We start from the raw sequence: 2,721 nt of genomic DNA on the forward strand, positions 1-2,721 counted from the left end.
GCCGGGCGGTCGAACCAGAGGTGGACCTGACCGGTGCCGATGGAGTTCTCGTACGCGCCGTACTGACGCCCCTTGGCGGTGCAGGCCTGCTCGCCGAGGGCGCCCGCCATCATCAGGTAGTGGAAGAACTTCGCCTCGGGTTTGTACTTCCCGAACTCGTCCATGGTGTCGAGGACCTTGTCGTGACGGCCCTCCTTGAACCAGGCGATGCGTTCCAGGTCGGCCTCGCGGGCCTCGGCGGTGAAGATGTGCGCCGGGTCGCTGGATTCGTGGTCGCGCAGTTCGCGCAGCGGCCAGAAGGTGTGCGACAGCGCGCCGGAGGCGATGACGAGGACGCGGCGGCCGGGAGTGGCGGCGATCCCGTCGGCGAGGGCCCGGCCCAGGCGCAGGTGGTCCTCCATGTCGCCGGTCTGGCAGACGCCGATGGTCACCCACCGCTTGTCCGGCAGTCCTTCGCCGAGGTACTTCCACAGGTTGATGGTGGCGTAGTAGATCGGCAGGTAGGCGTCGTCGATCGCGGTGATCCAGGTGCCGTGCCGGTCGGCGGACTTCGCGATGTTCGCGGCGAGTTCGGGATCGCCGGGGAAGTCGTAGGGCATGCGGCACATGCCGCGCGGCAGCTCCTCGGAAGTGAACAGGCCCGCGCGGCGGTCCTGCCCGGTGACGACGAACTCGACGGTCGTGGCCCAGTGCGAGTCCAGGACGACGACGGTGTCGTAACTGTCCGGGCCCTCGCGTTCGAAGACCTCCTTGCGGAGTTCCCGGAGCCCCGTGACGAGGGTGATCTCCTTGCCCTCGTTCAGTTCGAGGCGGGTCTCCTCGGGCAGCACGATGGTGGGGACGTGGGCGAGCAGGCCCGCCCCGACGATCTCACCCATGGTGCTTCCATCCCTTCGGGGCGGTGACGGTGTTCTTGAGGTCGCAGTAGAAGTCGAAGCTCCAGGTCCCGCCCTCGCGGCCGACGCCGGACTCGCGCGAGCCGCCGAAGGGGGCCTGGAGGTCGCGGACGAAGAAGCAGTTGACCCAGACCGTGCCCGCGACGAGCTGCGCGGTGACGCGGTCGGCGCGCTCGTGGTCGCCGGTGGCGAGGGTGGCGGCCAGGCCGAAGCGGGTGTCGTTGGCCAGGCGGACGGCCTCGTCCTCGTCGCGGAAGGTCTGGAGGGTCAGGACGGGGCCGAAGACCTCTTCCTGCACGATCTCGGAGTCCTGGGCGACGTCGGTGAGGAGCGTCGGGGCGTAGTACTGGCCGTCGCCCGGGTGGCCGCCGATGACGGTACGGGCGCCGGCCGCGACGGCCCGCCGCACGAAGCCGTCGATCTTCTCCAGCTGGCGGGGGTGGATGTTGGGGCCGACGTCGGTGGCCTCGTCGCGCGGGTCGCCCTGGGTCAGCCCGGCGGCCTTCTCCGTGAACCGGCGGGTGAACTCCTCGGCGATCGGCTCCTCGACGAGGATGCGGGTCGCGGCGAGGCAGACCTGGCCCGCGTTGTCGTACTGCTCGACGGCGAGGTCGACGGCCAGGTCGAGATCGGCGTCGGCGAACACCAACAGCGGTGACTTGCCGCCGAGTTCGAAGCTGGTGGGAGTGAGGTTCGGGGCGGATGAGGCGGCGATGTGCCTGGCCGTGGGCACCGAGCCGGTGAAGCTGATGCGGCGGACGTCCGGGTGCGAGGTCAGCGCGTCACCGATCTCGGAGCCGTAGCCCTGCACGATGTTGAGGACGCCTGCGGGCAGTCCGGCCTCCGCGGTGATGTCGGCGAGCAGCGAGGCGGTCAGCGGGGTCCACTCGGCGGGCTTGAGGACCACGGTGTTGCCGGCGGCGAGCGCCGGGGCGACCTTCCACGACGCCATCATCAGCGGCGCGTTCCACGGCGTGATGAGCACGCAGGGGCCCGCCGGGTCCCAGCTGACGTGGTTGGTGTGGCCGCGCCCGGCGGCGGAGCCGCCTGATGGATAGGTGTCGAAGTCCTCGTGGTCGAGCGTGAGCAGCCAGTCGGCGAAGAACCGGAAGTTGTGCGCGACGCGCGGCATGACGCCGCGGCGGTGCGAGCGCAGCAGGGCGCCGTTGTCGGTGGTCTCGACGATCGCGAGTTCTTCGAGGCGCTTCTCGACGCCGTCGGCGACGGCGTGCAGGATGCGGGCGCGTTCGGCGCGCGGGGTGGCGGCCCAGCCGGGGAAGGCGGCCTTGGCGGCGGCGACGGCCTCGGCGGCCTCGGCCGGGGTGCCCCGCGAGATCGCGCCGATGGCCTTGCCGTCGATGGGCGACACGTCGGTGAACGTGCCGGCGGAGGCGACGCGTCGGCCGCCGATCCAGTGCCGGGTGTCGACGGCGACCCCGGCGACCGTGAGGGTGTGCTCGGTCATCTGTCAGGCTCCTGTTGGTCGGTGGGGCGGGGTCACTCGGCGCCGGACGTGTGCGATTCGAGCAGCCGGCCGCCGTCCCAGACGACGCCGACCTGGCGGTAGTAGGCGCCGATCGGCTCGCGGATCTCGAGCCGGGCCAGCTCCTCGGTGGGCGCCTCGAACAGCTCCAACTCGGCGTCGCCGACCCAGGGTTGACCGCCCTCGAAGGAGGCGGCGCCGGTCTCGATCAGCTCGTCGAGGGCGAGGCCCTTGCCCTTCTCGATGGAGGGCAGCCAGCGGTGGTGGGCCATCGGGTGGGCGTTGACGAACCCGTTGGTCTCGGACGGTTCGCGCAGGGTGACCACGGCCTGGGCCAGGCGC

3 protein-coding genes are annotated in these 2,721 nt (G+C 71.2%); all 3 read right to left on the minus strand.

All coding sequences use genetic code 11. The features are described from left to right. Nucleotides 1-878: 3,4-dihydroxyphenylacetate 2,3-dioxygenase (locus M4J07_RS47505; protein ID WP_255983591.1), on the minus strand; the 878-nt coding region annotated here is incomplete at its 3' end. After that, nucleotides 871-2,361 carry an aldehyde dehydrogenase gene (locus M4J07_RS47510; RefSeq protein WP_255983593.1) on the minus strand — a complete coding sequence of 497 codons (1,491 nt, stop codon included), beginning with the start codon at nt 2,359-2,361 and terminating at the stop codon, nt 871-873. The genes M4J07_RS47510 and M4J07_RS47505, both read right to left, overlap by 8 nt. Before the next feature lie 32 nt (nt 2,362-2,393). Continuing rightward, nucleotides 2,394-2,721 (minus strand): acetoacetate decarboxylase family protein (locus M4J07_RS47515; protein ID WP_255983595.1); only part of this gene is annotated, 328 nt, incomplete at its 5' end.

The sequence above is a fragment of the Streptomyces longispororuber genome (genome assembly GCF_024448165.1).
GTDB lineage: Bacteria > Actinomycetota > Actinomycetes > Streptomycetales > Streptomycetaceae > Streptomyces > Streptomyces longispororuber_A.

Bases quoted from the DNA above. Each gene is read 5' to 3' on its own strand.
- M4J07_RS47510 (WP_255983593.1), bottom strand. From the start codon at position 2,361: ATGACCGAGCACACCCTCACGGTCGCCGGGGTCGCCGTCGACACCCGG.